The 25578-nt window shown below is 53.3% G+C and carries 28 protein-coding genes and 1 other annotated feature; of the genes, 1 reads left to right on the top strand and 27 read right to left on the bottom strand.

Annotated elements, in window-relative coordinates:
• Positions 1 to 45: 45 nt before the first annotated feature.
• The 8 genes from pknB to gmk form a co-directional block, all read right to left on the bottom strand.
• Positions 46 to 2094: a Stk1 family PASTA domain-containing Ser/Thr kinase gene (pknB, locus tag H3M12_RS09870; RefSeq protein WP_182150688.1), complete on the bottom strand. Its 2049-nt coding sequence runs from the start codon at positions 2092 to 2094 to the stop codon at positions 46 to 48.
• On the bottom strand, positions 2094 to 2840 hold the full coding sequence (locus tag H3M12_RS09875; RefSeq protein ID WP_129031630.1) for a Stp1/IreP family PP2C-type Ser/Thr phosphatase: 747 nt from the start codon (positions 2838 to 2840) through the stop codon (positions 2094 to 2096). The genes pknB and H3M12_RS09875 overlap by 1 nt, the downstream gene beginning before the upstream one ends.
• 12 nt (positions 2841 to 2852) lie before the next feature.
• Positions 2853 to 4193, bottom strand: a complete 1341-nt coding sequence (rsmB, locus tag H3M12_RS09880; RefSeq protein WP_182150689.1) for a 16S rRNA (cytosine(967)-C(5))-methyltransferase RsmB — start codon at positions 4191 to 4193, stop codon at positions 2853 to 2855.
• Positions 4193 to 5137 (bottom strand): methionyl-tRNA formyltransferase, encoded by a 945-nt coding sequence (fmt, locus tag H3M12_RS09885; protein ID WP_129031632.1) that lies wholly within the window; start codon positions 5135 to 5137, stop codon positions 4193 to 4195. Before fmt ends, rsmB begins: the two co-directional genes overlap by 1 nt.
• A gap of 30 nt (positions 5138 to 5167) precedes the next feature.
• Positions 5168 to 7576, bottom strand: coding sequence for a primosomal protein N' (gene priA / locus H3M12_RS09890; protein ID WP_182150690.1), 2409 nt, complete (start codon positions 7574 to 7576; stop codon positions 5168 to 5170).
• A 13-nt stretch (positions 7577 to 7589) separates the two neighbouring features.
• Positions 7590 to 8798 (bottom strand): bifunctional phosphopantothenoylcysteine decarboxylase/phosphopantothenate--cysteine ligase CoaBC, encoded by a 1209-nt coding sequence (gene coaBC / locus H3M12_RS09895; RefSeq protein ID WP_129031634.1) that lies wholly within the window; start codon positions 8796 to 8798, stop codon positions 7590 to 7592.
• A 72-nt stretch (positions 8799 to 8870) separates the two neighbouring features.
• The gene (rpoZ, locus tag H3M12_RS09900; protein ID WP_129031635.1) at positions 8871 to 9086 is read right to left on the bottom strand and encodes a DNA-directed RNA polymerase subunit omega; all 216 of its coding nucleotides are present in this window, start codon (positions 9084 to 9086) and stop codon (positions 8871 to 8873) included.
• 2 nt (positions 9087 to 9088) lie between these two features.
• Positions 9089 to 9703, bottom strand: a complete 615-nt coding sequence (gmk, locus tag H3M12_RS09905) for a guanylate kinase (RefSeq protein ID WP_129031636.1) — start codon at positions 9701 to 9703, stop codon at positions 9089 to 9091.
• Between the two features lie 220 nt (positions 9704 to 9923).
• Here gmk and H3M12_RS09910 point away from each other — a divergent pair, with 220 nt between their 5' ends.
• Entirely contained in the window at positions 9924 to 10253 is a 330-nt protein-coding gene (locus H3M12_RS09910) for a hypothetical protein (RefSeq protein WP_129031637.1), read from the top strand.
• Positions 10254 to 10412: 159 nt separating this feature from the next.
• Here the strand turns inward: H3M12_RS09910 and recN are convergent, their stop codons facing one another.
• From recN to H3M12_RS10005, 19 genes are all read right to left on the bottom strand, one after another.
• The gene (gene recN, locus H3M12_RS09915) at positions 10413 to 12110 is read right to left on the bottom strand and encodes a DNA repair protein RecN (RefSeq protein ID WP_182150691.1); all 1698 of its coding nucleotides are present in this window, start codon (positions 12108 to 12110) and stop codon (positions 10413 to 10415) included.
• Between the two features lie 75 nt (positions 12111 to 12185).
• On the bottom strand, positions 12186 to 12641 hold the full coding sequence (locus H3M12_RS09920) for an arginine repressor (protein WP_129031639.1): 456 nt from the start codon (positions 12639 to 12641) through the stop codon (positions 12186 to 12188).
• A gap of 89 nt (positions 12642 to 12730) precedes the next feature.
• The gene (locus H3M12_RS09925; protein WP_129031640.1) at positions 12731 to 13546 is read right to left on the bottom strand and encodes a TlyA family RNA methyltransferase; all 816 of its coding nucleotides are present in this window, start codon (positions 13544 to 13546) and stop codon (positions 12731 to 12733) included.
• Positions 13543 to 14454, bottom strand: coding sequence for a polyprenyl synthetase family protein (locus H3M12_RS09930; protein ID WP_182150692.1), 912 nt, complete (start codon positions 14452 to 14454; stop codon positions 13543 to 13545). Before H3M12_RS09930 ends, H3M12_RS09925 begins: the two co-directional genes overlap by 4 nt.
• Entirely contained in the window at positions 14444 to 14695 is a 252-nt protein-coding gene (locus H3M12_RS09935) for an exodeoxyribonuclease VII small subunit (RefSeq protein WP_129031642.1), read from the bottom strand. Before H3M12_RS09935 ends, H3M12_RS09930 begins: the two co-directional genes overlap by 11 nt.
• A complete protein-coding gene (gene xseA, locus H3M12_RS09940) occupies positions 14688 to 15977 on the bottom strand; it encodes an exodeoxyribonuclease VII large subunit (protein ID WP_233449241.1) in 1290 nt (429 codons plus the stop codon). The genes H3M12_RS09935 and xseA overlap by 8 nt, the downstream gene beginning before the upstream one ends.
• 49 nt (positions 15978 to 16026) lie before the next feature.
• Complete coding sequence (locus tag H3M12_RS09945; protein WP_129031644.1) at positions 16027 to 16893, bottom strand: bifunctional 5,10-methylenetetrahydrofolate dehydrogenase/5,10-methenyltetrahydrofolate cyclohydrolase; 867 nt, start codon at positions 16891 to 16893, stop codon at positions 16027 to 16029.
• 266 nt (positions 16894 to 17159) lie between these two features.
• Positions 17160 to 17594 carry a transcription antitermination factor NusB gene (gene nusB / locus H3M12_RS09950; protein ID WP_129031645.1) on the bottom strand — a complete coding sequence of 145 codons (435 nt, stop codon included), beginning with the start codon at positions 17592 to 17594 and terminating at the stop codon, positions 17160 to 17162.
• A complete protein-coding gene (locus tag H3M12_RS09955) occupies positions 17591 to 18031 on the bottom strand; it encodes an Asp23/Gls24 family envelope stress response protein (protein WP_129031646.1) in 441 nt (146 codons plus the stop codon). Before H3M12_RS09955 ends, nusB begins: the two co-directional genes overlap by 4 nt.
• A gap of 47 nt (positions 18032 to 18078) precedes the next feature.
• Positions 18079 to 18639 (bottom strand): elongation factor P, encoded by a 561-nt coding sequence (gene efp / locus H3M12_RS09960; RefSeq protein WP_129031647.1) that lies wholly within the window; start codon positions 18637 to 18639, stop codon positions 18079 to 18081.
• Positions 18640 to 18715: 76 nt separating this feature from the next.
• Positions 18716 to 19780 carry a M24 family metallopeptidase gene (locus H3M12_RS09965; protein ID WP_129031648.1) on the bottom strand — a complete coding sequence of 355 codons (1065 nt, stop codon included), beginning with the start codon at positions 19778 to 19780 and terminating at the stop codon, positions 18716 to 18718.
• A 94-nt stretch (positions 19781 to 19874) separates the two neighbouring features.
• Complete coding sequence (gene rpmA, locus H3M12_RS09970; protein ID WP_129031729.1) at positions 19875 to 20168, bottom strand: 50S ribosomal protein L27; 294 nt, start codon at positions 20166 to 20168, stop codon at positions 19875 to 19877.
• A 26-nt stretch (positions 20169 to 20194) separates the two neighbouring features.
• Positions 20195 to 20533: a ribosomal-processing cysteine protease Prp gene (locus H3M12_RS09975; RefSeq protein ID WP_129031649.1), complete on the bottom strand. Its 339-nt coding sequence runs from the start codon at positions 20531 to 20533 to the stop codon at positions 20195 to 20197.
• A 21-nt stretch (positions 20534 to 20554) separates the two neighbouring features.
• Entirely contained in the window at positions 20555 to 20863 is a 309-nt protein-coding gene (gene rplU / locus H3M12_RS09980) for a 50S ribosomal protein L21 (protein WP_129031650.1), read from the bottom strand.
• 20 nt (positions 20864 to 20883) lie between these two features.
• Positions 20884 to 20961 (bottom strand) — a sequence feature (ribosomal protein L21 leader region).
• 134 nt (positions 20962 to 21095) lie between these two features.
• A complete protein-coding gene (locus H3M12_RS09985; RefSeq protein ID WP_129031651.1) occupies positions 21096 to 21638 on the bottom strand; it encodes a dUTP diphosphatase in 543 nt (180 codons plus the stop codon).
• Between the two features lie 11 nt (positions 21639 to 21649).
• Complete coding sequence (locus tag H3M12_RS09990; RefSeq protein ID WP_129031652.1) at positions 21650 to 22591, bottom strand: hypothetical protein; 942 nt, start codon at positions 22589 to 22591, stop codon at positions 21650 to 21652.
• The gene (locus tag H3M12_RS09995) at positions 22584 to 23462 is read right to left on the bottom strand and encodes an exonuclease SbcC (RefSeq protein WP_129031653.1); all 879 of its coding nucleotides are present in this window, start codon (positions 23460 to 23462) and stop codon (positions 22584 to 22586) included. Before H3M12_RS09995 ends, H3M12_RS09990 begins: the two co-directional genes overlap by 8 nt.
• A 265-nt stretch (positions 23463 to 23727) precedes the next feature.
• On the bottom strand, positions 23728 to 25068 hold the full coding sequence (gene glnA / locus H3M12_RS10000) for a type I glutamate--ammonia ligase (RefSeq protein ID WP_129031654.1): 1341 nt from the start codon (positions 25066 to 25068) through the stop codon (positions 23728 to 23730).
• A gap of 47 nt (positions 25069 to 25115) precedes the next feature.
• Positions 25116 to 25502, bottom strand: coding sequence for a MerR family transcriptional regulator (locus tag H3M12_RS10005; RefSeq protein ID WP_129031655.1), 387 nt, complete (start codon positions 25500 to 25502; stop codon positions 25116 to 25118).
• Positions 25503 to 25578 lie beyond the last annotated feature (76 nt).

Consider the following 25578-nt stretch of genomic DNA (forward strand, 5'->3'; position numbering starts at 1 on the left):
CCCCTTATATTATAAAAGAACTGAGCTTTAAATGCAGGTTTTTTCTTAATTTTTCGTGACGTGTTTGTCTTCGGCAATCACGCTACCATTACGCACAATCTTATAAGCCCCGGGCTTTCCGCTGGTCAGGGTGAACGGTAAGGTCACCGTGGTGTCATCGGTAATGGTCAGTTGTTTATAAATTGAACTGTCCTGGTGGTCCTGATCCTTTAAGTAAATTTGGATCAAGTTCTCGCTGGCTGATGACACGGATGAAGAACTACTCTCATCACTGTCGTCATCGTCATCATCATCGTCCGAGCTACTCGAGCTGGTGACACTGCTATCAAATGGGATTTTGACCTTCACGTTGAACTGGTCGGTCTCCGATGCCTGTTCTTCGGGCCCGCGTGACAGAGTCAACGTGATCTCATCACCCTCTTGAACCACGGCCCCTTCCCCCGGCGATTGCCGGATGACCTTGCCCTTGGCCACATCGTTTGAATAGGCGTAGCTAAAGGCCAGGTTCAGGTTGTGGCTTGCCGCATAATCTTGGGCTTGGGCCTTGGTCTTGGCGGTCAAGTCACTGAGCGTCACGGTCTGCGACCCAGTCGACACGGTAAAGGTCAACGTGACGTTTTTGGGTACCACGCGCTTCCCCGCACTCACACTTTGTTGCATGATTCGACCGGCCGGCACACTGGTCGAGTGGACCGACTCACGGTTCACTCGGAACCCCAAGGCTTGTAGCTTCGCAGCTGTACTGGCATAAGCATCCCCCTGGTAATTCGCCAGTTTATACTTCTGCGGTCCCGTGCTGACCCAGAGGTCGACCTTAGTGTTTTGCTTGAGCTGGGTCCCGGACCGCGGCTCCGTGCGTACGATATGGTGCCGTTTGATCTTAGCACTGGTCGTTTGGTGGATTTTCCCTAGTTTCAAGTGAGCCGCCTTCAACGTGGTCTGTGCACTCGCCGTTTGGCGGTCAATCACGTTCGGCACGCTGGTCATCTGGGGCCGGAACAACGCGACCCCAATGAGAATTCCCACCAAGAGGAAGAATAGGGTCACCGCGACCCAAATCAATCGGTACCGCAATGGGTGGCGTTTCTTGTAGCGCACCTTACCCGCAACATCGCTCGTGGGTGGGTCGCTGGCTGCCGTCGCTGCGGAAGCCGCAGAATCGGCGGCAGAAGCCGAATTGTTCGCCGTAAGACTACTCAACGCACTGACGGGGAGCACCTTGGTCTCGCCGCCATCATCCGACTGGGGCGTAAACCGGGCTTCACCCGCCCGGTCCGGTGACAACGTCGTCTGTAAGTCACTGGCCATCGCAGCCACGTCGGCGTAGCGGTCTTCGGGGCGCTTAGCCGTAGCCTGATAGATCACGTTTTCTAACGCTTGAGGAATGGTCGAATCCACGGCGCGCACGGACGGAATGTCAGCTTGGAAGTGCTTCAACGCAATCGAGACCGCCGTCTCCCCCTCAAAGGGTACCGTCCCGGTCAGCATTTCGTACAAAATAATCCCCAATGAATAAATGTCCGACTGTTTCGTCGCCATCCCCCCGCGGGCCTGTTCTGGTGACAGGTAGTGCACCGAACCTAGGACCGTGTTGGTCTGGGTCAGACTGTGTTCGGACAAAGTCACCGCGATACCAAAATCAGTGATTTTGGCCACTTGTTGGTCATCAATCAAAATGTTTTGGGGTTTCAAATCCCGGTGAATGATGCCGTGTGCGTGCGCCGTTTGGACCGCACTTAAAATCTGTTCCATGATTTGGATCACGTCAGCATGGGCGATGGGAAAGTGCGTCTTGATATAGGCCTTGAGGTCCATCCCTTTGACGTACTCCATAACCAAATACTGCATGCCATTCTCTTCGCCCACGTCATAGACTTGCACGATGTTAGGATGTAACAGTTCGGTGGCTGCCAACGCCTCACGTTGGAAGCACCGGATGGTGTTCGGATCATCACGGAGATCCAAGCGTAAGAGCTTCACGGACACGTCACGGTCTAAAATCAAATCGTGAGCCAAATACACGTTGGCCATGCCACCCTCGCCCAGCGCCCGTAAAATTCGATAACGCCCGTTTAGGGTATACCCGGTCCGCATCAGCTCGCCACCTTCCCCGTGCGGTTCACCACGATGAGAACGGTAATGTTGTCCAGCCCCCCAGCCGCGTTGGCTAGGGTTACCAGCTCGTCACACTTTTGGGCTTCGGTCTGGTCACGAAGCAGGACCGTCTTGATCTGGTCGTCACTGACCATGTTGGTCAACCCGTCGGTACACAGCAATAGTTGGTCGTCGGTCACCAACGGATACACGTTCAAATCAAAGTTGGCGTCGGTCGAAATGCCTAATGACCGCACGATAATGTTCTTTTGCGGGTGATGGCGGGCCGCCTGACGGCTAATCTCGCCACGTTTGACCAACTCATTGACCAGCGAATGGTCTTCGGTCAATTGGCGTAAGTGACTCTCGCGCAGCAAGTAAGCTCGGGAATCCCCGATACTGGCCACCACGACTGCCGTCGGAAAGTACACCGCCGCCACCAGGGTGGTCCCCATGCCGCTTAAATCGGCAAACTGGGCCGACTTTTCGATGATGGACCGGTTCTCGGCCGTAATCTGGTTGCTCAGCCAATCTTCGGCGGCCTGGGTACTGGACCACTCAGTCGCCTCAAAATCGTGGCCTAAGTGCGAAACGGCCATGGCGCTGGCCACATCGCCCCCCTGATGGCCGCCGATGCCGTCCGCAATCAATGCGAGGTGTTGCCCCGCCTGGTTGGTGAACACATCCACGTAATCTTCATTATCGGCCCGTTGCTTGCCAATGGCCGTTCGATAAGCCACTTCCATTACTGATCACCCCTAGTTTTTCCGTCGAAACGCACTGACGAAGAAGCCGTCCGTGTCAAAATCATCGGGATAAATTGACAGCGTTGCGGTTTCCCGGTCCGCCTTCACGTTCTTAGTCGTCGTCACCCGCACACTTTCAAAATTCGGGTGCGTAGCCAAGAATTGGGCCACCACGTCATCGTTTTCCGTAGCCAAGATAGTGCAGGTACTGTAGACTAGCGTCCCCTGCGGCTTTAATTTTCGGCTGACCGCGTCTAAGATCGCCAGTTGAATCGTTTGGAGATGTTCACTGTCTTGTGGCGTTTTATCATAGCGAATCTCCGGTTTCCGCCGAATCAAGCCGATTCCCGAGCAGGGCGCATCGACTAAAATCTTATCAAAAGTCGCGTCCGAAAACTCGGAATCGACCTTGCGGGCATCCAAAGCCATGGCGTTGACTCGGTCGGCGACTTGCAACCGCGCGGCGTTTTTAGCAATCAACTTGACCTTTTTTTCGTGTAGGTCTAACGCCGTCACCTGGCCGCCCTTTTCTGGATCCAAAGCCGCCGCAATCTGGGTGGTCTTGCCGCCGGGTGCTGCACAGGCATCTAAGACCTGATCACCGGGCTGCAACTGTAAGGCTTCGACCGGTAACATGGCACTTTCGTCTTGAATCGTCATTTGGCCCTGGTTGAAGAGCTCACTGCGACTAGCCGGTTGTCCGTCGATCCGTAAGCCTTCGCCGGAAACTTCGCTTTCGGTAACGGTGAAGCCCGCCATTTCGAGTTCCGCCTTGGCCTCGGTTTTCGTGGTGACCGCCGTGTTAACCCGCACGGACTGGGCCGCCGGTTGGTTGATCGTTGCTAAGATACTTTGAGTCTTTTCGGCGCCTAACTGGTCCGTCAACCGCGTTACCAGCCAGGTCGGCATCGAATAGGTCACACTAAGGCGCTTCAACGGGTCGCTGATTTGGTTTAAATCGGGCACCCCTTGGCGGTCGATGGCGTGTAAGATTCCGGTGACAAATCGGCGAATCCCCTCGTGACCGTTGTCCTTAGCGAACTGAATCGCTTCATTAAAAATGGCGCGCTTGGGAATCCGGTCCAGATAGAGTAATTGGTAGAGCGCAATCAAAAGGGTATTTTCGACCCAGGGTTCTAACCGCTCGCCGGGTTTGACGAAACTGCGTAAATAGTAGTCCAACGTCAAGCGATGTTGGATCGTACCGTAGACCAAGTTGGTCAAGAGCCGCCGGTCGGCATCGTTCAAGTCGCTTTTGGCGATCATCTTATCTAATTGTAAATTGGAGTAGGCGCCATTGGCCACCCGAGTCAAACTTTCAACCGCTAATGCGCGGGGATTATCTTTTGTCATTATTTCGCCACCTGTTCGCCCACTGTGAGCGTGTCCGTTGAACCGTTCAGAAAGTCTGTGATACTTAACTTGGGCTTACCAGCCGGTTGCAGTTCATCAATTGCTAACACCCCGTGCTCCCCCGTTGCGATAGCCAAATGGTGCTTATCATGACTAACTAGGCACCCGGGGACTAAATCAGTCGTTTGGTCGAGGACCCGCACTTGCCACAGCTTAGTCCGCACCCCATTCAAGTAGAGATGGGCCGTCGGGTGCGGGCGTAAAGCCCGGACCTTGCAGTCAATCAAATGAGCGCTTAAGTTCAGGTCGACGCGTTCTTCTTCCGGCTTGATGGTCGGGGCAAACGTGACTTTCTCCGGGTCCTGTTCGACTGGCGTAATGTCGCCTGCTAAGAGTTTCGGCAACGTCTCTAATAACAGGTCGCGTCCCAAATCACTCAACTTGTCGAACATACTGCCCACGTCGTCTTGGTCGGTAATTGGAATGGCCCGTTGAGCTAACACGTCGCCCGCGTCCATTTTTTTGACCATGAACATGATGGACACGCCAGTTTCGGCATCCCCGTTCATGATGGCATAGTGCACGGGCGCTCCGCCCCGATACTTCGGGAGTAAGGAGGCATGGACGTTGACTGCCGCGACCTTGGCCGCTTTTAACAGCTTGGTCGGCAAGAACTGCCCAAAGGCGGCCGTCACGATCAGGTCAGGAGCTAACGCAATCGCTCGGTCCAATTCGGGACTACCGCTCAATTTGGCGGGTTGAAGCACTTCTAAGCCGTTCGCTACGGCAACTTGTTTGACCGGTGAAGCGGTCAAGACGTGCTTGCGGCCCACGGGGCGGTCGGGTTGAGTCACCACGGCTAAGACGTCGTAATCGTGGTCGATTAAACTTTGTAAAATGGGCGCGGAAAACTTCGGCGTTCCCATAAAAATAACTGAGGTCATTTAGGCACCATACTTTCTGATTATTGATTCTTACATAAAATTCATCGGTTCAGCATCAATGGCCACAGCGAGTCCTCGCGGTGCGCGCTGGGAGCCTTGCCGAATCTGGTCTAAGACCGCTTTTAAATGTGGTTCATGTTTATATTTGATTACCACTTGATAATAATACTTCCGCTTGACCCGCGCAATCGCCTTGGGCGTCGGGCCCAGGATAATCGCCTGGTCGCTTAAACCTTGCTTGACGGCGGCTAAGATCTGATACATCGCTTTGGCCGCGACGCTTTCATCTTCGTGGCTCGCCGTGAGCTGAATGGCGTAGTAGTACGGCGGGTAATTGCCCTGGTGGCGCATGTGCATCTCAGTCACGAAGAACCGTTCGTAATCCTGCGTGCGTGCTAGTTGAATGGCGTAGTGATCAGGGTTAAAGGTCTGGATGTAGACTTCACCGGGCTTCTCCGCCCGACCGGCCCGACCACTGACCTGGGTCAACAGTTGAAAGGTCCGCTCACTAGCCCGAAAGTCGGGCAAACCCAAAGCCGTGTCGGCGTTTAAGACCCCGACTAGCGTGACGTTGGGGAAGTCCAGCCCTTTGGCAATCATCTGGGTCCCTAACAAAATATCTGCATCGTGCTGCCCAAATTGATTGAGCAACTTTTCGTGGGCCCCCTTGCGCCGCGTCGAATCTACGTCCATCCGTAAGATACGGGCCGTGGGCAACAACTTTTGCAAGGCGGTTTCGACCTTTTGGGTCCCGGTACCGTAGTAACGAATCTTCCGGCTACGGCAATTGGGGCAGACCGTCGGCACAGCTTCTTCATGCCCACAATAGTGGCACTTCATGACCCGCGGGTTCACGTGGTAGGTCAACGAAATGTCACAGTTCGGACACTTCAAGACAAAACCACAGTCCCGACACATCATAAAGGAAGAAAAACCACGGCGATTCAACATCAAGACGACTTGTTCGTGCCGGTCGAGCCGGTCTTGAATCGCCGTGAGTAGCGGCGCGGAAAAATCGTCATCGCCCTGGTGTTGCTTGAGTTCAGCGCGCATGTCGATGATATGGACCGTGGGCAGCGGCCGGTCGTTGATCCGGTGCGCCAACACTAAGCGGGTGTAGAGCCCCTTGGCGGCCCGCGCTCTGGTCTCTAACGACGGCGTGGCACTCCCTAACACCACCGGGCAATCGTGATACTTGCCCCGCCATAATGCCACGTCGCGGGCATGATAGCGCGGATTTTCGTCTTGCTTATAACTGCTTTCATGTTCCTCATCCATGATGATGAGGCCCAAATGTTGAATCGGCGCAAAGACCGCCGAGCGGGCGCCCACGACCACGGTCGCTTCGCCGCGGTCAATGCGGCGCCACTCGTCATACTGTTCGCCCTTGGACAGACCGCTGTGTAAGACTGCCACTCGTTGGCCGAAGCGGGCCTTGACCCGGTTGGTCATCTGCGGCGTCAACGCAATCTCGGGGACCAGCATCAACGCACTACGGCCCTGTTGCAACGCCACGGCGATGCTTTGCAAATAAACCTCCGTCTTGCCACTTCCGGTCACGCCTTCCACCAAGAAGTTTTTGGCTTGGCGCTGGGTGACAGCCGTGGTAATGGCATCTACGGCGGCCTGCTGTTCGGCGTTCAATCGTAACGGTGTCGTGGGTTTCACTGGTTGTTGAAACGGATCACGGTAGACTTCAAGTGGCGTACGCTTGAGCCAGCCTTTGGTCTCCGCCCCCCGAATCACCGCTGAGCTGACCCCCGCAGCGTGGGCTACCTTGGCCTGCGGCACCGGATGGTCAGGCAAGGCTTGCAGATAGGCCAGTAAAGCCGCCTGCTTCGGCGCCCGCGTGGCCACGCTTTGTTTGAGGTCTTCCAGTTGTTGTGGGGCCAAAGACGTGGTGATCCCCGGGGTGGTCTTGACGCTAGCCTTGTCCTTGACTTGATAAGTCACCGTAACCTTGCCAGCGCGACGTAACTTCAACAGGCCCGCTACCGTGTCTGTGTCGAGTTTACTGGTATCGAAGTCGCGCGCCGCCCCGTCAGGAAAGTACACGGCCCGTTCCGTAGCCGTCAATTCGTTGGTCGGGACGATTTGACGTTCAACGGAGGCCTTCAATAAGTTAGGCAACATCGTTTGGATACAGGTGATGCGAAAGGCGTAAGTCGTTTGGGCCAGCCAATCGGCCAATTGTTGGAGCTCTGGGTTCAAGACCGGCGCCAAGTCTAACACGGCGCGAATCGACTTTAACTGGCCCTCATACTGTGTGCTGGTCGTAAAGCCCACGACGACGCCCGAGACCACCCGGTGGCCGAACGGGACCGTCACACGCATCCCCGGTTGGAGTTGGTCGGCCAATTGATCCGGGATCGCGTACGAATAGGGGTCGTTGGTCTGCATGGTTGGCACGTCCACTAAAACTTGTGCAATTTGTGCCATCGTCATCCCGCCCTCATTTCTCTGTAAAAATTTTCGCCACGTGTTCGATTAGGGCCGTGGCGATGGCCCGTTTACTGGTAATGGGTGTCTGGTCGCGGTGACCGTCTTTAAACAAGAAGGTCACCTGGTTATTATCACCGTTGAACCCGATTCCTGCCTGCGAAACGTCGTTAGCGACCAATAAGTCCAGGTGCTTAGTCGCTAGTTTCTTCTGGGCGTTAGCTAACAGGTCCTGGGTCTCGGCAGCAAAGCCAACCACGACCTGGTCAACACGCTTGCGTTGGGCGACTTCCCGTAAAATATCGGGCGTCTTCTTCAACGTTAACACCAGCTGATCGTTATCCGCACTTTTTTTGATTTTTTGCTCTGCTTGGTGTAGGGGTTGAAAATCCGCCACGGCCGCGGCCATGATGACCCCATCGGCTTTTGGCAACCGGCTGATGACTGCTTGTTCCAGGTCCTGGGTGCTTTCAATCGGCACCACGGTCACCCCACTGGGCGCTGATAACCGTGTCGGAGCCGTGATCAGCGTCACGTCAGCACCGGCTTGTTGGGCCGCAGCCGCCACCGCGTAGCCCATCTTCCCCGATGAGCGGTTGGTCAAAAAGCGGACCGGGTCTAAAGCTTCTCGCGTTCCCCCGGCCGTGACCAGGAGTTTCTTCCCGGCCAATGGCGTGGCCGTCGCCGCTGTAGCAGTCAATTGAGCCACGATATCGGCCGGCTCCATGAACCGGCCGGTCCCGGCATACCCTTCGGCGAGCATCCCCGTTACGGGCGCCAGCACTGTCACCCCATCGGCGATGAGTTGCTGCCGGTTACGTTGGGTCGCGGGAGCCTGCCACATATGCGTGTTCATGGCCGGGACCACGACTTTAGGCGCCGTGGTCGCTAACCAGGTCGCACTGGCCACATCATCAGCTAGGCCGTTGGCCAGTTGGGCCATCAAATTGGCAGACGCCGGGGCCGCTAACGCTAGATCCGTCCAATCGGCAAGTTCGATGTGGTTGATTTGACCATCGGCGACCCACCAAGTCTCATCGGTCAAGACCGGGGCCTTGGTCAACGCCGCCAAAGTCGCTGGCGTCACAAACCGACTCGCCGCAGAGGTGAGAACGACTCGGACCGTAGCCCCCGCCCGCTGTAGGTCTCGGGCCAGGATTGCGCCCTTATAACTGGCGACACTCCCACTAATGGTCAACGTTACGTGTTTATCCTGAAACATCTTTGCCCTCCCATTCCTGAACAAAAAGGCCAGATTACCCACTGGCAACCTGGTCTCTTCTCCGCACTCAACTTAGGCGTTCAAATCCTTTTCGTCCGGATCGATCATTAACGCCCCGGCCGCAATTTCTTCTAAGGCTTTCCCAATCGTCTTGGGCGACTTGTATTCTGCCAACAACGGCTTGGCGTGGGCGTCTAATTCGTGGGCCCGCTTGCTCGCCAACATAATCAACGAGTACCGTGAATCCACTTGTGCTAATAAATCATCAACTGAAGGATAAAGTAGCATGTCTATTCGTCTCCAATCATTTGTTCATAATCCGGCATCACCCGGGTGACCCGCAACCGTTCACTGCGAATAATCGTCTGGATGCGTTCGACCGCCTTGCCAACCTCATCGTTGACCACGGCATAGTCGTAGTTGCGCATCATCCGAATCTCACCCACAGCTTTTTTGATCCGCTTATTGATCACGTCCATGGCATCCGTGCCCCGACCAATCAAACGGTGTTCTAATTCCATCAAATCAGGTGGCGTTAAAAAGACAAAAACAGCGTCCGGGCAATTTGCTCGCACTTGCATCGCGCCATTGACTTCAATCTCTAAGAAGACGTCTTTTCCCTGATCGAGGGTCTCATTAACATATTTTAACGGCGTGCCATAGTAGTTGTCAACATACTTGGCGTATTCAAGCATTTCACCGTTGCGAATGTTCTCTTCGAATTCTTCCTTAGACACAAAATAATAGTCGACGCCGTTAACTTCCCCTTCGCGGGGCTTACGAGTCGTCATCGAAATGGAGTAGGAAAAATCAGCTGCACCCGTTTCAAACAGCGCCTTACGGACCGTTCCTTTTCCGACTCCCGAAGGCCCCGAGAGTACAATGAGCATTCCACGTTTCGCCATTGTCTAAAAATCCCTTCATTATTTGAATTCTAGTCGGCTCGCCCGCCCGGTTAAGGACGCGGTGGGCGCTTAATCTATAGTTTACTATACTACCACTAATTAAGGGGCTATGGCTAGTTTTAGCGGGAATTTCTCGAAAAAGCCGGCTAAAAAAAGGCCTTGCAATTTCAAACACATGTTCGTATAATAAAAATACAAACAAACGTTCGAGGTGATCAGCATGCTTAATTCCGCTGCCAGTCGGTTGAAACCTTTGACCGAGCGGGCGACCTTAGTTTATCAGGAACTCTTTAATTCGTTGCCCGTGATCGCGGGTCAGGTGGTCTATCCCCAACTGCCCGCTTTTCAACTGACCTACTTTTTACAACAAGCTTTGATGCGCCACTACCACGTGACGTTACAATTCAAAGCAGCGCCACAAGTCGCGCCCATGACCGTCACCGGTTACCTGCAGCAAGATGTTGCCGGTCACCTCATTTTAAAATCGCCCCATCTTATCACTATCGTGACCCCCGCGTTGCTCCGTAGCATTCGCCGGGTGGCCCGGTAAAAGTGAGAGTTCGGGACAAAACACTAAAGTGCACCCTTTTAGATGGAAAATCCATTTAAAAAAGGTGCACTTTTTAAATTATTCGGTGACTCTAATGGTGTCGAAACGGACGCCAAAAGTCAGGTTATTGCGCGCTTTCTTTTGGCGTTTTCAAGCTAGTTATTTCGCTTTAGCCTTGGCTTCATCGGCTAGCGTCAATAGTTCGTGAGCGTGTTCCACCGCCAATTTGGTGACCTGAGTTCCCGCTGACATGCGCGCGAGTTCATCGACCCGCTTGGCGGCACTGAGCCGCGTCAACTTGGTCTCCGTTCGGTCACCAACGATTTGTTTAGCAATAAAGAAGTGGTGGTCGGCCATCGCGGCCACCTGCGGCAAATGGGTGATGCACAAGACCTGCGAGTTACGGGCAATCCCACTAATCTTTTCGGCAATCGCCTGGGCGACCCGGCCGCTGACCCCAGTGTCCACTTCGTCGAAAATAATCGACGTGACGCCTTGAGATTCCGAAAAGATGGTCTTTAAGGCCAACATAATCCGGGAGAGTTCTCCCCCGGACGCAATCTTAGCCAACGGCCGCATGGCTTCGCCAGGATTGGTCCGCAAGTAAAATTCCACGTGGTCGAGTCCCGTACGTAACAGCTTGTCACTGTGATCGAAGTGCACGGCAAAGACGGTCTTTGCCATGTAGAGTGCGGCCAATTCATGATGGATGGCTTTTTCCAGGCGCTTAGCGGCGCGCTGACGTTCGTCACTCAACTGGTCACCTAAGGTGTGTAACTCGGCGGCCTGCTTGGTCACCCGCTCTTCGAGGTCATCGGCCGTTTCGTCGGTGGCTTCCATACGTTTCAACTCGGCGGCAATCTTATCGTAGTACTTTAAGACTTGCGCCTCCGAGTCCCCGTACTTGTATTTCAACTGGTTGATGACTTCCAAGCGACGTTCGATTTCGTCTAGACGGCCCTCATCCCACTCTAAGGAATCAAGTTGTGACGACACGTCGCCCACCGCATCCCCCAGCGTATAGTAGGCGTTCTCCAGGCTCGTCGCAATTTGTTTGAAATCGTCGTCAAAGTCCGCAATCCCCTGCATGGCTTGCATCGCCTCACTCAACTGGTCGTTGACGCCGGGGACGGTATCTTCTCCGGTCAAGATCACCTGGGTTCGTTGCAAAGCATCGTTGATCTTTTGAAAGTTATCCCACCGGTCACGTTCGGCGGTCAACTGATCCTCTTCACCAGCTTGAAGTTGGGCGGCTTCGATTTCGTTGACCTGAAATTTCAACATGTCGAGGTGTTGGGCCCATTCCTTTTCGTTGGCCCGCCGGTTTTCTAGGGTGTGTTTTAATTTGGTGTAGGCTTGATATTTTGTCAAATAGGTCGCCGCGAGCTTTGCGACCTTAGCGCACGCGAATTCATCGAGCATCCCCAAATGTTTCTCCGGTTGCATCAGTTCCTGGTGTTCGTTTTGCCCGTGGATGTCCACGGCGGTTTCCCCGATACGCTTTAAGGTACTGGTATTGACTAGCATCCCGTTGACTCGGCACACGTTACGCCCGGTGCGATGAATCTCCCGTTGTAAAATGACACTGCCATCGTCGTGGTCGATCCCCAGGTCGTCTAAGACCCGGTAGGTCACCCCGTCCGGTGGAAAAGTAAAACTGCCTTGGATAACGGCCTTGGCCGTGCCGGTGCGGACAAAGTTGACCGAGCCGCGCCCCCCAGCGAGTAACCCGACGGCATCAATGATAATGGACTTACCGGCGCCGGTCTCCCCGGTCAACACGGTCATCCCGTTTTTAAAGGTCACGTCTAAGTGATCAATAATCGCAAAATTTTTAATCGACAGCTCTTGTAGCACGTCTTGGCCCCCTAAACTAAACGACCACCGCTACGTCGTCAGCTGAAGCTGGTCGGGAGTCGTGGTCGTCCGTGATCAATCCGCAAGCATGCGGTCAATCGTTTGTTCTAATTGTAAAGCACCCTGGTGGGAAACACAAATCGTGAGTACCGAACTGTCGTCCCCCACCGTGCCAAAGATAAAGTCATAGCGCATCTGGTCTAAGAGTGACGCAATCACCGGTCCGTTACCGGGCAAGACCTTCAGAATCGTGAATTGGTCCTGCACTGCAAAGGAGACGTAGGCGTTTCGGAGTGTGCGTTGCAACTTTTTTTGGGTATCGATCTTCTTTTGGACTGGTAAACTATACCGATATCCCCCGGATTCAGCCGGTAACTTTACCAGTTGCATCTCCTTAATATCGCGGGAAATGGTGGCTTGCGTGACCTGAATCCCCTCTGCGGCGAGTAACGCCACAAAGTCTTCCTGTCGTTGAATCTCGCGGGTCGTGAGTAATCGCTTCAATAATTGTTGTCGTTCTTGCTTCTTCACACCTAAGTCCCCCCTTAGTCGCTAAAATGCATAAATCTATCATATACCAGCGCTAAGCAATTGGGAAGTATATTCAATTTTCTCATAATCTAGTGCTTTAAGTCCGCATAGGCTGCCGTAACGGTCTTAGCGACCGACACGGTATCCGCACAAACTGCATCTTTATCAACCGAATGCAAGTGTATCAAAAATTCGATATTGCCCTCGCCACCCTTGATGGGGGAAAAATCGAGGCCCAACACACTGTACCCGTTAGCTAGTGCAAAGTCGATGATCTCTTGGATCACAGCCTCGTGGACGGCACGATCCCGGACGATACCGTGCGCGCCGACCTGGTCACGTTCGGCCTCGAATTGGGGCTTGATGAGCGCCGCCACGTCACCGCCAACCTTCAAAATGGCCTTCAACGGCGGCAAAATCATCTTCAACGAGATGAACGACACGTCGATTGACGCAAAGGTCGGTTGCCCGTGGGTAAAGTCACGCAATTGACTGTAGCGAAAGTTAGTGTGTTCCATTACGATGACCCGCGGGTCTTGCCGGAGTTTCCAGACTAACTGGTTACTGCCGACATCGAGAGCGTAACTCAACTTGGCTCCGTTTTGAAGCATCACGTCGGTAAAGCCCCCGGTCGACGACCCAATGTCTAAGACCACCTGGTCGGTGACGTCGATACCAAAAACTTCCAGGGCCTTGGCAAGCTTGAAACCGCCGCGCGACACGTACGGCAACGGATGCCCCTTGCGGTGAAGTTCAGTATCGATAGGCACTAACGACCCGGGTTTATCGAGCCGTTCTTCATTGGTCCCCAAAATCTCCCCGGCCATCACGGCGCGCTTGGCGTCGTCCAGCGAGGTGTAGAGGCCCTGCTCCACTAATAAATCTGCGACGCGTTTTTTCTTCATGCCTTCACCCGATCCGTTTTAAAGTAACTAAAGAATGCCGCTAATAAACTCGCATCTTGCCCACTCGGTAAGGCTTTCAGGGCTTTTTGTCCACTAGCGATCGTGTCGATCAGCGCCTGATTAGCGCCCTGTAAACCCAAGTGTCCGGGGTACGTGTTCTTGGCTTCGCCGGCGTCCTTTTGCGTGGCCTTGCCTAATTCTTCGGGCGTCGCCACGACGTCTAAAATATCATCGTAAATCTGAAAGGCCAGCCCAAAAGCATCAGCGAACCGTAAGTACGGTTGCCATTGCGCCGTGGGTAAGCCGCCCAGAATCAAGCCGGCTTCGACCGCGTAATGCAACAAAGCGCCGGTCTTTTCGCGGTGAAGCGTCTGTAACTGCGGCATCGACAGAGTCACTTGTTCGGACTGAATGTCGCGCGCTTGCCCCGCGACCATGCCGTTAGGACCAGCCGCGTGGGCTAAGCCACTGACCAACGCAGCCTTGGTCTCACTAGGCAAGTCCGTGGCGGTCAGCCACTGAAAGGCCAGCGTCAACAACCCATCGCCGGCTAAGGTGGCCATCCCGGCCCCAAACTTCATGTGGTTCGTAGGTTCTCCGCGGCGTAAGGGGTCGTTGTCCATCGCCGGTAGATCGTCGTGAATCAGCGAATAGGTATGTAATAGCTCTAACGCCATCACGGGCCGCCAATCACGGTCATCGTCGAACTGGCCGCCGACCGTAGTCAACGTTGCCACCGTCAGTAACGGCCGCAACCGCTTGCCGCCAGCCAACAACGAGTACGTCATGGCTTCAGCCAGCCGGACGTCGGTGGTGTCTGCCTGCACCGCCGCGGCTAACGGCGCATTCAACCGGGGCACCCACGCCTGTTCAAAATCACTTAAGCGTTGACGTGCGTTACTGGGCATCCGTTTGGCCTCCCTGCGGCTTTTCAAATGGAACCTCCTGGTCGTTATCGTTCATCATGGTGGTCAACGTCTTTTCAGCGTCTTGCAGGGTCGTTTGCAACGTCTTACTCAACGCCACGCCCTTTTGGAATTGGGCTAAGGCCTGTTCCAAGGGGACATCACCTTTTTCCAATTGGGTCACGATGTTTTCTAAGGTACTCAAATTTTCTTCAAAGGTTGGTTTTGGTGCTTCTTCAGTCATGTTTAGCCTCCGTTGCTGGTTTAATAGTCTTGATTTCGGCTTCGGCCGTCCCGTCACTCAAGTGAATCGTGGCAGGTCCCGGCTTCAAAGCAGCCGTTTGACGAATAATCTGATCATCTTGTGTCACGTAACTGTATCCGCGGCTCATGATCTTCAACGGGCTCAAATAGTCCAATCCGCTAGCCAGTTGGGCCACGCGATTCTCCTGCGTCGTCAAGTACCGGTGAATCTCGTTGGTCAGCCGTTCCGTCGTGACCGTGACCTGTTGTTGGTCCTGGCGCACTAATGCTAGTGGCGTTTGACTCTGTAACCGTTGGGTGACCAATTGAACGCGCTGCTGGCGCTGCTGGAGTTGTAGTTGCATCCGCTGAGTCAACCCCTGTTGCGCGTTGTCCAGCCGCTGCACGTAGGTCTCGTATAACCGTTGTGGCTGTTGGAACACATAGCTGGTCATCAATTGGTTCAACCGTTCCTGGCGTAACTTGATGCGGTTAGCCATTGCGTTGACCAAGCGGGTCTGCTGTTGTTGGAGCTTGACCAACTCATCACTTAAGACCGGCACCGCCAGTTCAGCCGCTGCGGTCGGGGTTGCCGCCCGTACGTCAGCCACCAGATCGGCGATGGTGGTATCCGTTTCGTGGCCGACCGATGAAATCACAGGTAAGGTACTGGCCGCAATGGCCCGGGCGACCTTCTCCTCGTTGAACGGCCAGAGGTCTTCGATGGACCCCCCGCCCCGACCAATAATCAAGGTGTCAAAACTACCGTTGGCGTTAGCCCTGGTAATCTGACGCACGATGTCATCCGCCGCTTCTTGGCCCTGGACCAACGCCGGGTATAAGACAATCTGGGCGATGGGAAAACGTCGTTTGGTGGTCGTCATGATATCGCGAATCACGGCCCCACTCGGACTGGTCACCACGGCAATCCGCTTGGGAAAACGTGGTAACGCCTGCTTGGGCGCCGTGAACAGCCCTTCGCTAGCGAGTTTACGTTTCAATTGTTCATAGGCCTGGTAGAGTTGCCCCACCCCGTCTGGTTCCATGCGCTCCACGTAGACTTGATAGTTCCCACTGGGCCCATACAACGAGATACGGCCAACGACCAGGACCTTCATCCCCGTTTCGGGAGTGAACTTCAACTTTTCAAAGGCTGAGCGAAACATGATCGCGTTGATCTTAGCGTGGTCGTCTTTCAAACTAAAGTATTGATGCGCGTGCGGCCGTAACCGGAAGTTGGAAATCTCTCCGGTCAGATAGACCTTGCCCAAATAAGGGTCCATGTCGAACTTGCGTTTTAAATATTGGGTCAACGCTGTAACCGTTAAGTAATCAGTTGTTGCCACGTTGTTCCCTCCACTCACATAAATCCACGGTCTGTTGCATCAACGTTGCAATCGTCATCGGCCCCACACCGCCAGGTACTGGGGTGATGGCCCCCGCTACGGGACTGACCGCATCAAAGTCGACGTCGCCGGTCAATTTGCCCTGAGCGTCGCGATCCATGCCCACGTCAATCACGATGGCCCCCGGCTTCACGTCGGCAGCTTTAATCAAGTGGGTAATGCCCGTCGCCACCACCAAGACGTCGGCCGTCTTGGTCAGTGCCCGCAAATCTTGAGCGTAGCGGTGGGCGACCGTGACCACGAGATTGGCATTTAAGAGCAACGCCGCCATCGGCCGTCCGACAATGTTACTGCGTCCAACCACCACGGCCCGCTTCCCTGCCAGTGGCTGGTGGAGGCTCTTCAGCATGGTCATAATCCCCTGTGGCGTGCAGGATACGGGGTAAGGTCCGGGAAGATTCCCGAATAATTTGCCGGTATTCAGCGGATGGAACCCGTCAACGTCCTTTTCTGGGGCAATAGCGTCAAAAACTGCCCGCTCATCTAACCCTGCCGGGAGTGGTGATTGCACCAGGATCCCGTCGATTGTGGGATCGGCGTTGTATTCCGCCACGGCCGCCAATAATTCCGTTTGGCTGACCGTTGGTGAAAACGTCCGGACCACGGAACGAATCCCCAGTTGCCCGGCCTTCTTATGTTTATTACGAACGTAAATCGAACTTGCAGGGTCTGTCCCCACGATGATGACTGCTAGTCCGGGCGTAATCCCCCGTTGGGCTAGCTGGGCCACGCGTTGCTGGGTCTTTGCGTTCAGCTCACGGGCCAACTGTCTGCCATCAATGATGGTCGTCATGTTAACTTCCCCCGTCTCATAGTAAAGTAATTTCATCAGTGATTCTCATAAATGATCACCAATGTTGTCGGTGTCAGGTTACGGCACCCACAAAGTCATGTCTAATTCTAGCATATTTGAACTGAAAACGAACCCGGTCGGGTGCAAGAACCCGAAAAACTCCGAAAAAACACAAAACCGGCGCTTCAAGAACTCAAAGTCCTGAAGCACCGGTTAGTGATTATTTTTTTGATTGGGTGACCCTAAGACGTCACGTCAGGCACTGATTACGCTTGCGCGTCGTCACTGGCCTCGTCATCTAACGTGTGGGCCAAGACCCCGTTGATGAACCGCCGCGACCGGTCATCACTAAAGTTCTTGGCTAATTCCAAGGCTTCGTTGACGGCCACTCGGTTCGGCACATCGGTGACGTGATCGATTTCGAAGAATGCCAGGCGTAAAATCACCAGGTCAGTCTTCGCAATCCGTTGCAGTTGCCAGCCGGCACTCAAGTAACGCGTAATCTCAGCGTCTAGGTCCCGTTGGTGGTCTAACACCCCGGTGACCAACGTCTGCAGATACTCGGGCACGGGAACCGTTTGGTCCGGATCATCCGTTAACACTCGTTGGTAGAGTGCCTCTTGGTCAGCGTCCGCGTTGGCATTGAGGGCGAACAGCATTTGAAAAGCCCGCTCCCGAATTTGATGTCGTGTAAGTGTCACGATTGCTCACTGTCTCCTTCATCTGATTGGTTGAACAGGTGATCAGGATCGACCTGTTGCGCCGTCTTTTCGGGAATGACGCCTTCCACGTGAACGTTGACTTCACGCAAGTCAAGGTCCGTCATGAACAACAATTGTTGCTTGACGCTATCCTGAATGGCTAAGGCAACCTTGGGAACGGCGACACCGTAGTTCAGGTAAACGTAAACGTCCACAGCGAGTTCGTCGCCATCAAACGTCAATTTGACACCCTTACCGTGTTCTTTTTTGCCAAACAGCTCCGTTACGCTGTTCGCCAAAGAACCCCGCATCCGGGCCACGCCCTCGGTCTGACTAGCCGCAATGCCGACAATGATTTCAAGAACTTGCGGCGCGACTTCAATCTTTCCTAAGGCCGGTTCCTTGGATTCTAAAATAATATTCGTATCTTCTGCCATTCATTGACCCTCCCTTACAGATTAAACGTCAGTTAAGTCCGTTGCACTTAGGCCCGAGAAATGTAAGTCGAGTCCTGCGTGTTGATGGATAACTTGTCGCCTTCGTTAACGAAGAAAGGCACTTGAACCACTAAGCCCGTGGTCATAGTTGCCGGCTTGGAGCCACCGGAAGCGGTGTTCCCCTTGATGCCCGGTTCCGTTGAAGCCACTTCTAAGACGACCGTGTTTGGCACTTCGATGCCCAACACTTCGGCGTTGTACTGGATCAAATCCACGTTCATGTTTTCTTGCAAGAATGGGAGTTGATCTTTGATGGTATCGTTTGGTACCGCGATTTGTTCGTAGTTGTCCGTATCCATGAAGACCCGGCTGTCGCCATCTTCGTACAAGTATTGCATACTGCGCGTTTGGATGTCCGCCTGTTCCATCTTAGCCCCGGACCGGAAAGTCTTTTCTTGCACGGCACCAGTCCGTAAGTTCTTCAGCTTCGTCCGCACGAATGCGCCACCCTTACCGGGTTTAACGTGCTGGAACTCCATGATCCGCCAGATAGCGTGATCGACTTCGATGGTTAAACCATTTTTGAAATTAGCAGTTGAAATTGCCATAATGTGTCAGCCTCCTAAAAGATGTCCTCTTTATAATATCAATTCTCCCCCCTAAAAAGCAAGACAGGGGGTTAGTTTACAAAATAATTAACTCTCGCGGCACCGAGGTCAACTCCTCGTGACCACTGGGGGTCACCAGTAAGTCGTCTTCGATGCGAATCCCGCCTTGTTGCGGGAAATAGGCGCCCGGTTCTACGGTGATGACCTGGTTGGCCACCAATTTGTCTGGCCAACCAGCACCAATGTTGGGGCCCTCATGAATATCTAAGCCAATGCCGTGTCCGGTCCCGTGGATAAAGGCTTGACCGTACCCGGCCTGGGTCAGATACTCACGCCCGATTTGGTCCAACTCTGCGCCGGTGACACCGGGTTTAACTGCCGCCTTGATCTTCTCCTGGGCGGTCTGGACGGCTCGGTACGCGGCGGTCAACGCTGGACCCGGGTCGCCCAGCGCCACGGTCCGCGTCACGTCAGACGTGTACCCGTCCACGTAAAATCCACAGTCGATGGTCACCAAAGCGTTCTGTTCGAGGGGGTGGTCACTGGCCTGGGCGTGGGGCCAGGCACTTCGGGCCCCACTGGCCACAATGGTCGCAAAGCTCTCGCCAATCGCGCCGTGGTCTTGCATCCAGCGGGTCAGCCATAATGCCGCGGCCCGTTCCGTCATTTGCGGGCGTAGGACTTTAAACAACGCTTCTAGGCCCTGACTGGTCAAAGCCGTAGCGTGCCGTAAGGCCGCAATTTCACTGGAATCCTTGACCTGCCGTAATTGGTCGACTACGCCCGTTAAGGGGACCGGGTCGGCCAATAGGTTTTCATCTAACCAGGAAAACTCCCGCCAACTCAACGTGTCTTCGAAGCCCAACACCGTCGCTTGGTCGGCCTGTAACACGTCGTTGACTGCTTGCAGGTAGTTTCTGGTGATGACCAGTTCAACTTGAGGCACCGTCGTCTGCAACTCCGTTTGGTAACGGGCGTCGGTGATGAAGACCACCCGTTTGGGCGTCACCAAGACGTAGCCGTCACCGGCTAACACACTAGCACCAACTAGGTAACGTTGGTTGCTGGGTGCCTGAATTAAGAAACTATCTACACTTAACGCCGGCAATGCGGCGCGTAACCGTTCGATTCTTGTGGCCATCCTAACCCCTCCTCAAGGTTGTGGAACAAAAGAAGAGCTCAAAGCGAATTGGTCTCGCCTCAAGCTCTTCAGTCGTACGAGGAAAACCCCGTGATTATTTAGCTGCTTCTTCAGCAACTGGGTAAACGGATACTTGGCGCTTGTGGCGACCTAAGCGTTCGAATTTAACCACACCAGCTGCCTTAGCAAATAAGGTGTCATCTCCACCACGACCAACGTTTTGGCCTGGGTAGATGTGCGTGCCCCGTTGCCGGTAAAGGATAGAACCGCAAGTTACGGTTGAACCGTCGGCAGCCTTCGTCCCAAGACGACGACCTGCAGAATCCCGCCCGTTGGCAGTGGACCCACCACCTTTATGGTGAGAGAAGAATTGTAAGTTCATGTTCATCAACATATTGTTTCACCCCCGTGAATTTAATCAACGACTTCGTTCAAGTGAATGAAGTCGGCATAATTCGTGGCGACGTCCCGTAATCCATCCGCAAAACTCTGGAGTAACGTTTGTCCCTTAAGTTCGGTCGTTGCTTCCAGCTTTGGTGGCAGGTGCACTTCCAGAAAGCCCCCCGCCTGATTACGATTGTCCACGGTAACTGGAATCTTAGCGACCCGTTGTAACCCGTTGACCGTCGTAATCGCAAGCACCGAGACCGCGGCACAGACGATGTCCTGACCATATTCACCGGAATCGGCGTGGCCAGTGATTTGAAATGAATTGATTCGATCGGATCCGCGATGGATCGTAGCTTGAATCATCCGGACTCGCTCCTTTAATCTTTAAGCGTTAATGGCGTCAATGACAACCTTGGTGTATGGTTGACGGTGACCCTTCTTGGTGTGTTGACCCTTCTTAGGCTTGTACTTGTAGGTCACAACCTTCTTTTCCAGGCCCTGCTTTTCAACAGTTCCCGTAACAGTTGCGCCATCTACAGTAGGCGTCCCAATCTTAGGCGTCTCACCACCGACGAAAGCGACTTGGTCAAAAGTGACCTTAGCGCCGGCTTCGACGTTTAACTTTTCCACGTAAACAGCTTGGCCAGCTTCGACCTTGTACTGCTTACCGCCAGTTACGATAATTGCGTACATCTATGTGCACCTCCTTATAAGTTAAGACTTAGACTCGCCGAAGACAAGTGGCCGCAAAGCGACACTTAGAAACTCGTTCCGAGCGGTTGCAGCTGTGGAAGTCCACAAATACAACATGAGAATTGTACCGGAAGCCCCTGCTCCTGTCAAGCCTTTTTCCTGCCATCAAACCATAAAATGCGCCCAGCTAGATTTAGCTGGGCGCATTTCTTGCTAGCTGTTAACTTAATAATTAGTAATCCGCTGACTGACGCTTTAAGTTGACCTCACGTTTGGCTTCGTAAGCCGCTTGAATCTCATCTTGACTGAAGCCTAAATCAACGAAGCCCCATTTCAAGAAGAGCCGCCAAGCGTGGCGAAAATCATCTTGCCGGTGGCTGAAGTGACTGTTAAAGACCATCCGTTTCAAGATTAAGTATTGTTGGTCGAGGTCTTTGGCCGGCCGACTCTTTTCCAGCAAGGTCAAGTCCTCTTCCTTAAGCATGATCAGTTGCGTCCAGGTCTTCTTGGCCGCCACTAATAAGAAGAAATCTAGCGCGTCGGTGTACTCCGTCAACAGCGTTTCCCGTGGCGTTTTGTTCGGGTCACTTTTCCCCCGGTGGGTCTTCCAGACTTTGAACCATTCTGAAGTGTTGGCCACTTCGGCTAGTTCAACGTCCAGCGCCACGTAGGCGTTTTCAATCTGACGGGTGCGCGACAGTTCGAGATCACGGTCGCGGGTGATCTGCTCATCCAGCGCGATGGACTGTTGCACGAGTTTGGCAAGTTCTAACACACACGTTCCTCCTAGCTAAAAATCAAGGGATCCGAAACGACCTCTAAATCATTCAAATTTTCTAAGTACCAATCCCGCATGAACGGGTAACGTAACAGGATATCAAACCAGGAGATCTTCTGTTCATCATCGTGGACGGTCAGGACCCATTCCGGTTGACCCTCCAGTTGGTTGTTGAAAATGTCCACGGTCACGCCCTTATCCAGTTCGATGCGGGCCCCGTTGCCGTTCGCCCCGTTGGTCAGCATGTAATCGTGCTTCGCCGCAGCCACGAACAGCCGGTCAACCACACCGGCTGGTAAATCTGCCGAACGCACGGCATAATTCTGTCGGTTCGCCGCGTCTAAAATGTTGAAGTCCACGGAGTAGCCATAGTCCTCTTTCAGATACCGGGCAAAGTCGACCAAAACCTGAACGGAAGATTTGACCGTATCGGCAGGGACCGTCTCGTGCAGATCAATGATGAACAGTTGAGTTAGCGCGTGGCTGTTAAACCGAAACATCTTGCGGTCTAAATTTAAGTAAAAGAGCGATTGGCCCGTCGCTTTCTCGCGGTAGAAGACGCCACCATTAGCGGAGGTCTCGACCCGAAAGTTGAAGGTTCCCCGGTCACCCAAGGGGGTCAATTGTTGGGTCAATTCTTCTTGGTGATCTCGGGACTGCAGCATGACGTGTTTACCCTGATCATGCAGTTCTAGCATCCGCGACATGAACAATAAGTAGTAGTCCGCGTTGCTGTATTGGTGCGGAAAGGTCACGTAATCTGAATCCAACTGAAAGTCGGCCAGTTCCGTTGCCGCAGCGACCAGTTCATCGGCATCGTGGGTCTTGATCAGTTGGTCCATCAGCTGGGTAAATTTTAAGCCGGTAGCCAACCCGCTCTTAATGGCCTCGTTATAGTTCAACAACCGACCACTAATCGTCAGAGTTGCTGGATCATTGTCATTAATCATCAGCCTTCACCCCGCCTTCACTCTTGCCAATCAGACTATTGAGGTAGTCAGCGTAGAGGCTTTGATTGTGGGCCTCAAAGTGTTCAAAGTCGTCAAAGGCATCCCGAATACTTTGCTTTTCGTAGTTTAAAATCGTGTCTTCCTTGGACAACACTAGGATTTGGTCGTCGTTTTTCTTAATCAGTTTGTGTGCGTTCAAGGCTTTTTCGTCCTGGTCAGCCAACTGCGTCAACTGGTCGATGATGCCTTGCCGTTCGTCCTTTAATTTGCCGGAGTCCCATGGCAGGCTACTTTTTTGACTATTTTCTTTTAATTGTTCACGCAACTTGGTCTTTTGATTATCCCGAACTGGCTGCGCATCCATCAGTTTTTGCAGGTCTTCACTTTGCGCCGAAATCTTCTCGATTTGCGCCGTATTCAAGCGTTGATGCTGACTTTCCAGGTTGAAGGACTGTTGGAGCTTCTGGTACTCCGTCTGGTCGAACTCGAATTTAACGTTAATCACATCGAGGTCACCAAACAGGCGCCGATCCCACCAGTTCCCAAAATAAATGTGAAAGAGGCCCGTCGTGTACTCGTCATAGTAAAAGAACGGGTAAATATGACCCAAATAATCAATCAGCCGGTCACTTAAATAGTGACTGATCTGGGGGTGAATATTGTCGACCAATTCCGCAAGATGATTCACGGTCTTAGTCGCCCGGGTCTTCTTGACCTCTTTATGATAGCGGACCTGGTCAAGTAATTCGTAGACTTGCCGGTCATCGCCGTGTTGAACCGCTGCCTGCAACGTGCTCAAGTAATCGAGTTTGTTGGCGATTGCCTGGGTTAAAACGTCGGCAGCACTTGCTTGCTGTTCTTGATTTTCCATGAATTATCCCTCATTCTCGTGTTCTTAGGCACTGCCGTGAACATTGGTTATAAGTTCATGTTACCAAAAAAAGACACAGAATAAAGCAGTTTGCCCCAATTTTGACCAAAAACAATACTTTTTATAATGACGACCGCCATAATTTACCCGGTAGACCCTTTTACCTCGGTCAAACGCTACGGCCGTCATACCAAGACCCAAAAGGACCGTTGATGACATCGCCATCAACGGTCCCGTTTCAAAATTTAAATTTTTACCTAAACCTTTAGTAGAGTTCCAGGTACTGGTCCCGTTCCCACTGGGAAACCTGAGTCCGGTAGGAATTGTACTCGAGGTTCTTGGCTTCGATGAAGCTCTGGTACAGGTGATTCCCCATGGCGTTACGCATGACCTCATCAGCCGCCAAATCCTTAAGGGTGTTATGCAAGGTGTCTGGCAAATTGGTGATGTGGTTCTCTTGCCGTTCCTCGGCATCCATCCGGTAGATGTTGCGGTCCACGGCCTCTTGTGGGACCAGCTGGTTCCGTAAGCCGTCTAAGCCGGCCTCTAAGACCGCTGCGATGGCCAAATAAGGATTGGCCGCCGGGTCAACGCTACGCAACTCTAACCGTGTCGATAAGCCGCGTGAGCTTGGGACCCGGATCAATGGTGAACGGTTCGACCCGGACCAGGCCACGTAAACTGGCGCTTCGTACCCCGGCACTAACCGCTTGTAGCTGTTCACAATGGGGTTGCAGATAGCGGTAAAGCTACGGGCGTGCTTCAACAGACCGCCCAGGAAGTGGAACGCGTCTTCAGATAATTCCATCTTCCCCTGCTTGTCGTAAAAGGCGTTGCCCTTGTCGTGGAAGAGCGACATGTTCAGGTGCATCCCTGAGCCATTGATGCCCGTCAACGGTTTCGGCATGAACGTTGCGAACAGCCCGTACTTGCGGGCAATCGTCTTGACAACCAGTTTGAAGGTCTGGATGTTATCCGCCGCGGTCAACGCATCGGCATACTTGAAGTCGATTTCGTGTTGGCCAGGAGCCACTTCGTGATGGGCCGCTTCGACGTCAAAGCCCATTTTTTCCAGGGTCAGTACGATTTCCCGTCGGCAATTTTCCCCCAAGTCCATCGGGGCCATATCGAAGTAGCTCCCTTTATCGTTTAATTCCATGGTCGGCTTCCCGTTTTCATCCATCTTGAACAGGAAGAATTCCGGTTCTGGACCGATATTGAAGTCGGTAAAACCGGCCTTACGCATATCGCTGAGGACCCGAATTAAGTTGTTCCGCGGGTCGCCTTCGAAAGGTTCGCCGTTGGGCTTATAGACCTCACAGATGACCCGGGCGATTTTGCCCCGTTCCGTACTCCACGGGAAGATCATCCACGTGGATAAGTCGGGATACAGGTACATGTCACTTTCTTCGATACGGACGAAGCCATCGATCGAAGACCCGTCAAACATGAGCTTGTTATCCAATAATTTTCCTAATTGACTGATTGGGACTTCCACGTTTTTGATCGTACCGAACAGGTCAGTGAACATTAACCGCAAGAACTTGACGTCTTCGTCCTTCGCCATCTGACGAATATCGTCTTTTGTGTATGCCGGTTTTGCCATTCAAATCGCTCCCTATCAAATTTTTAACTGCCAAACTACCTTACTTGCTAAAGAGGCCGGTGCGGCTCGTGTGCAGCGTTCGGCCGGTTAAGGCCGCCCTGACGCAAGATTTCATCCTGCAAGATGTGTCGCACGTCCTCGTCCGTCAACGGCTGCTTTTGAGCTGCTTTTTTGGCCGCGGCCGCTTGGGCTTGCTGGGTGTAAATTGCCTTGATGCCCGCCACGTTGACCCCATCATCGAGATAATCCTTGATTTCTAACAACCGGTCGACGTCGTTCAACGAATACATGCGCCGGTTGCCTTCGTTACGTTGTGGCGTAATAAGTTCTTGCGCCTCGTAGTACCGAATTTGCCGGGCAGTCAAACTCGTCAATTTCATCACGGTTCCAATTGGTAAAACGGCCAGTGACCGTCGAAGTTCTTTACCTTTCAACCTACCGACCCCCCTTCAACACTACCGATATCATACCACGCCACCGGGGGGAGTCAAGGTATCGTGTTAGATTTTA

Origin of the sequence: Levilactobacillus suantsaii, from assembly GCF_014069315.1 — a bacterium.
GTDB classification, from domain to species: Bacteria; Bacillota; Bacilli; order Lactobacillales; family Lactobacillaceae; genus Levilactobacillus; species Levilactobacillus suantsaii.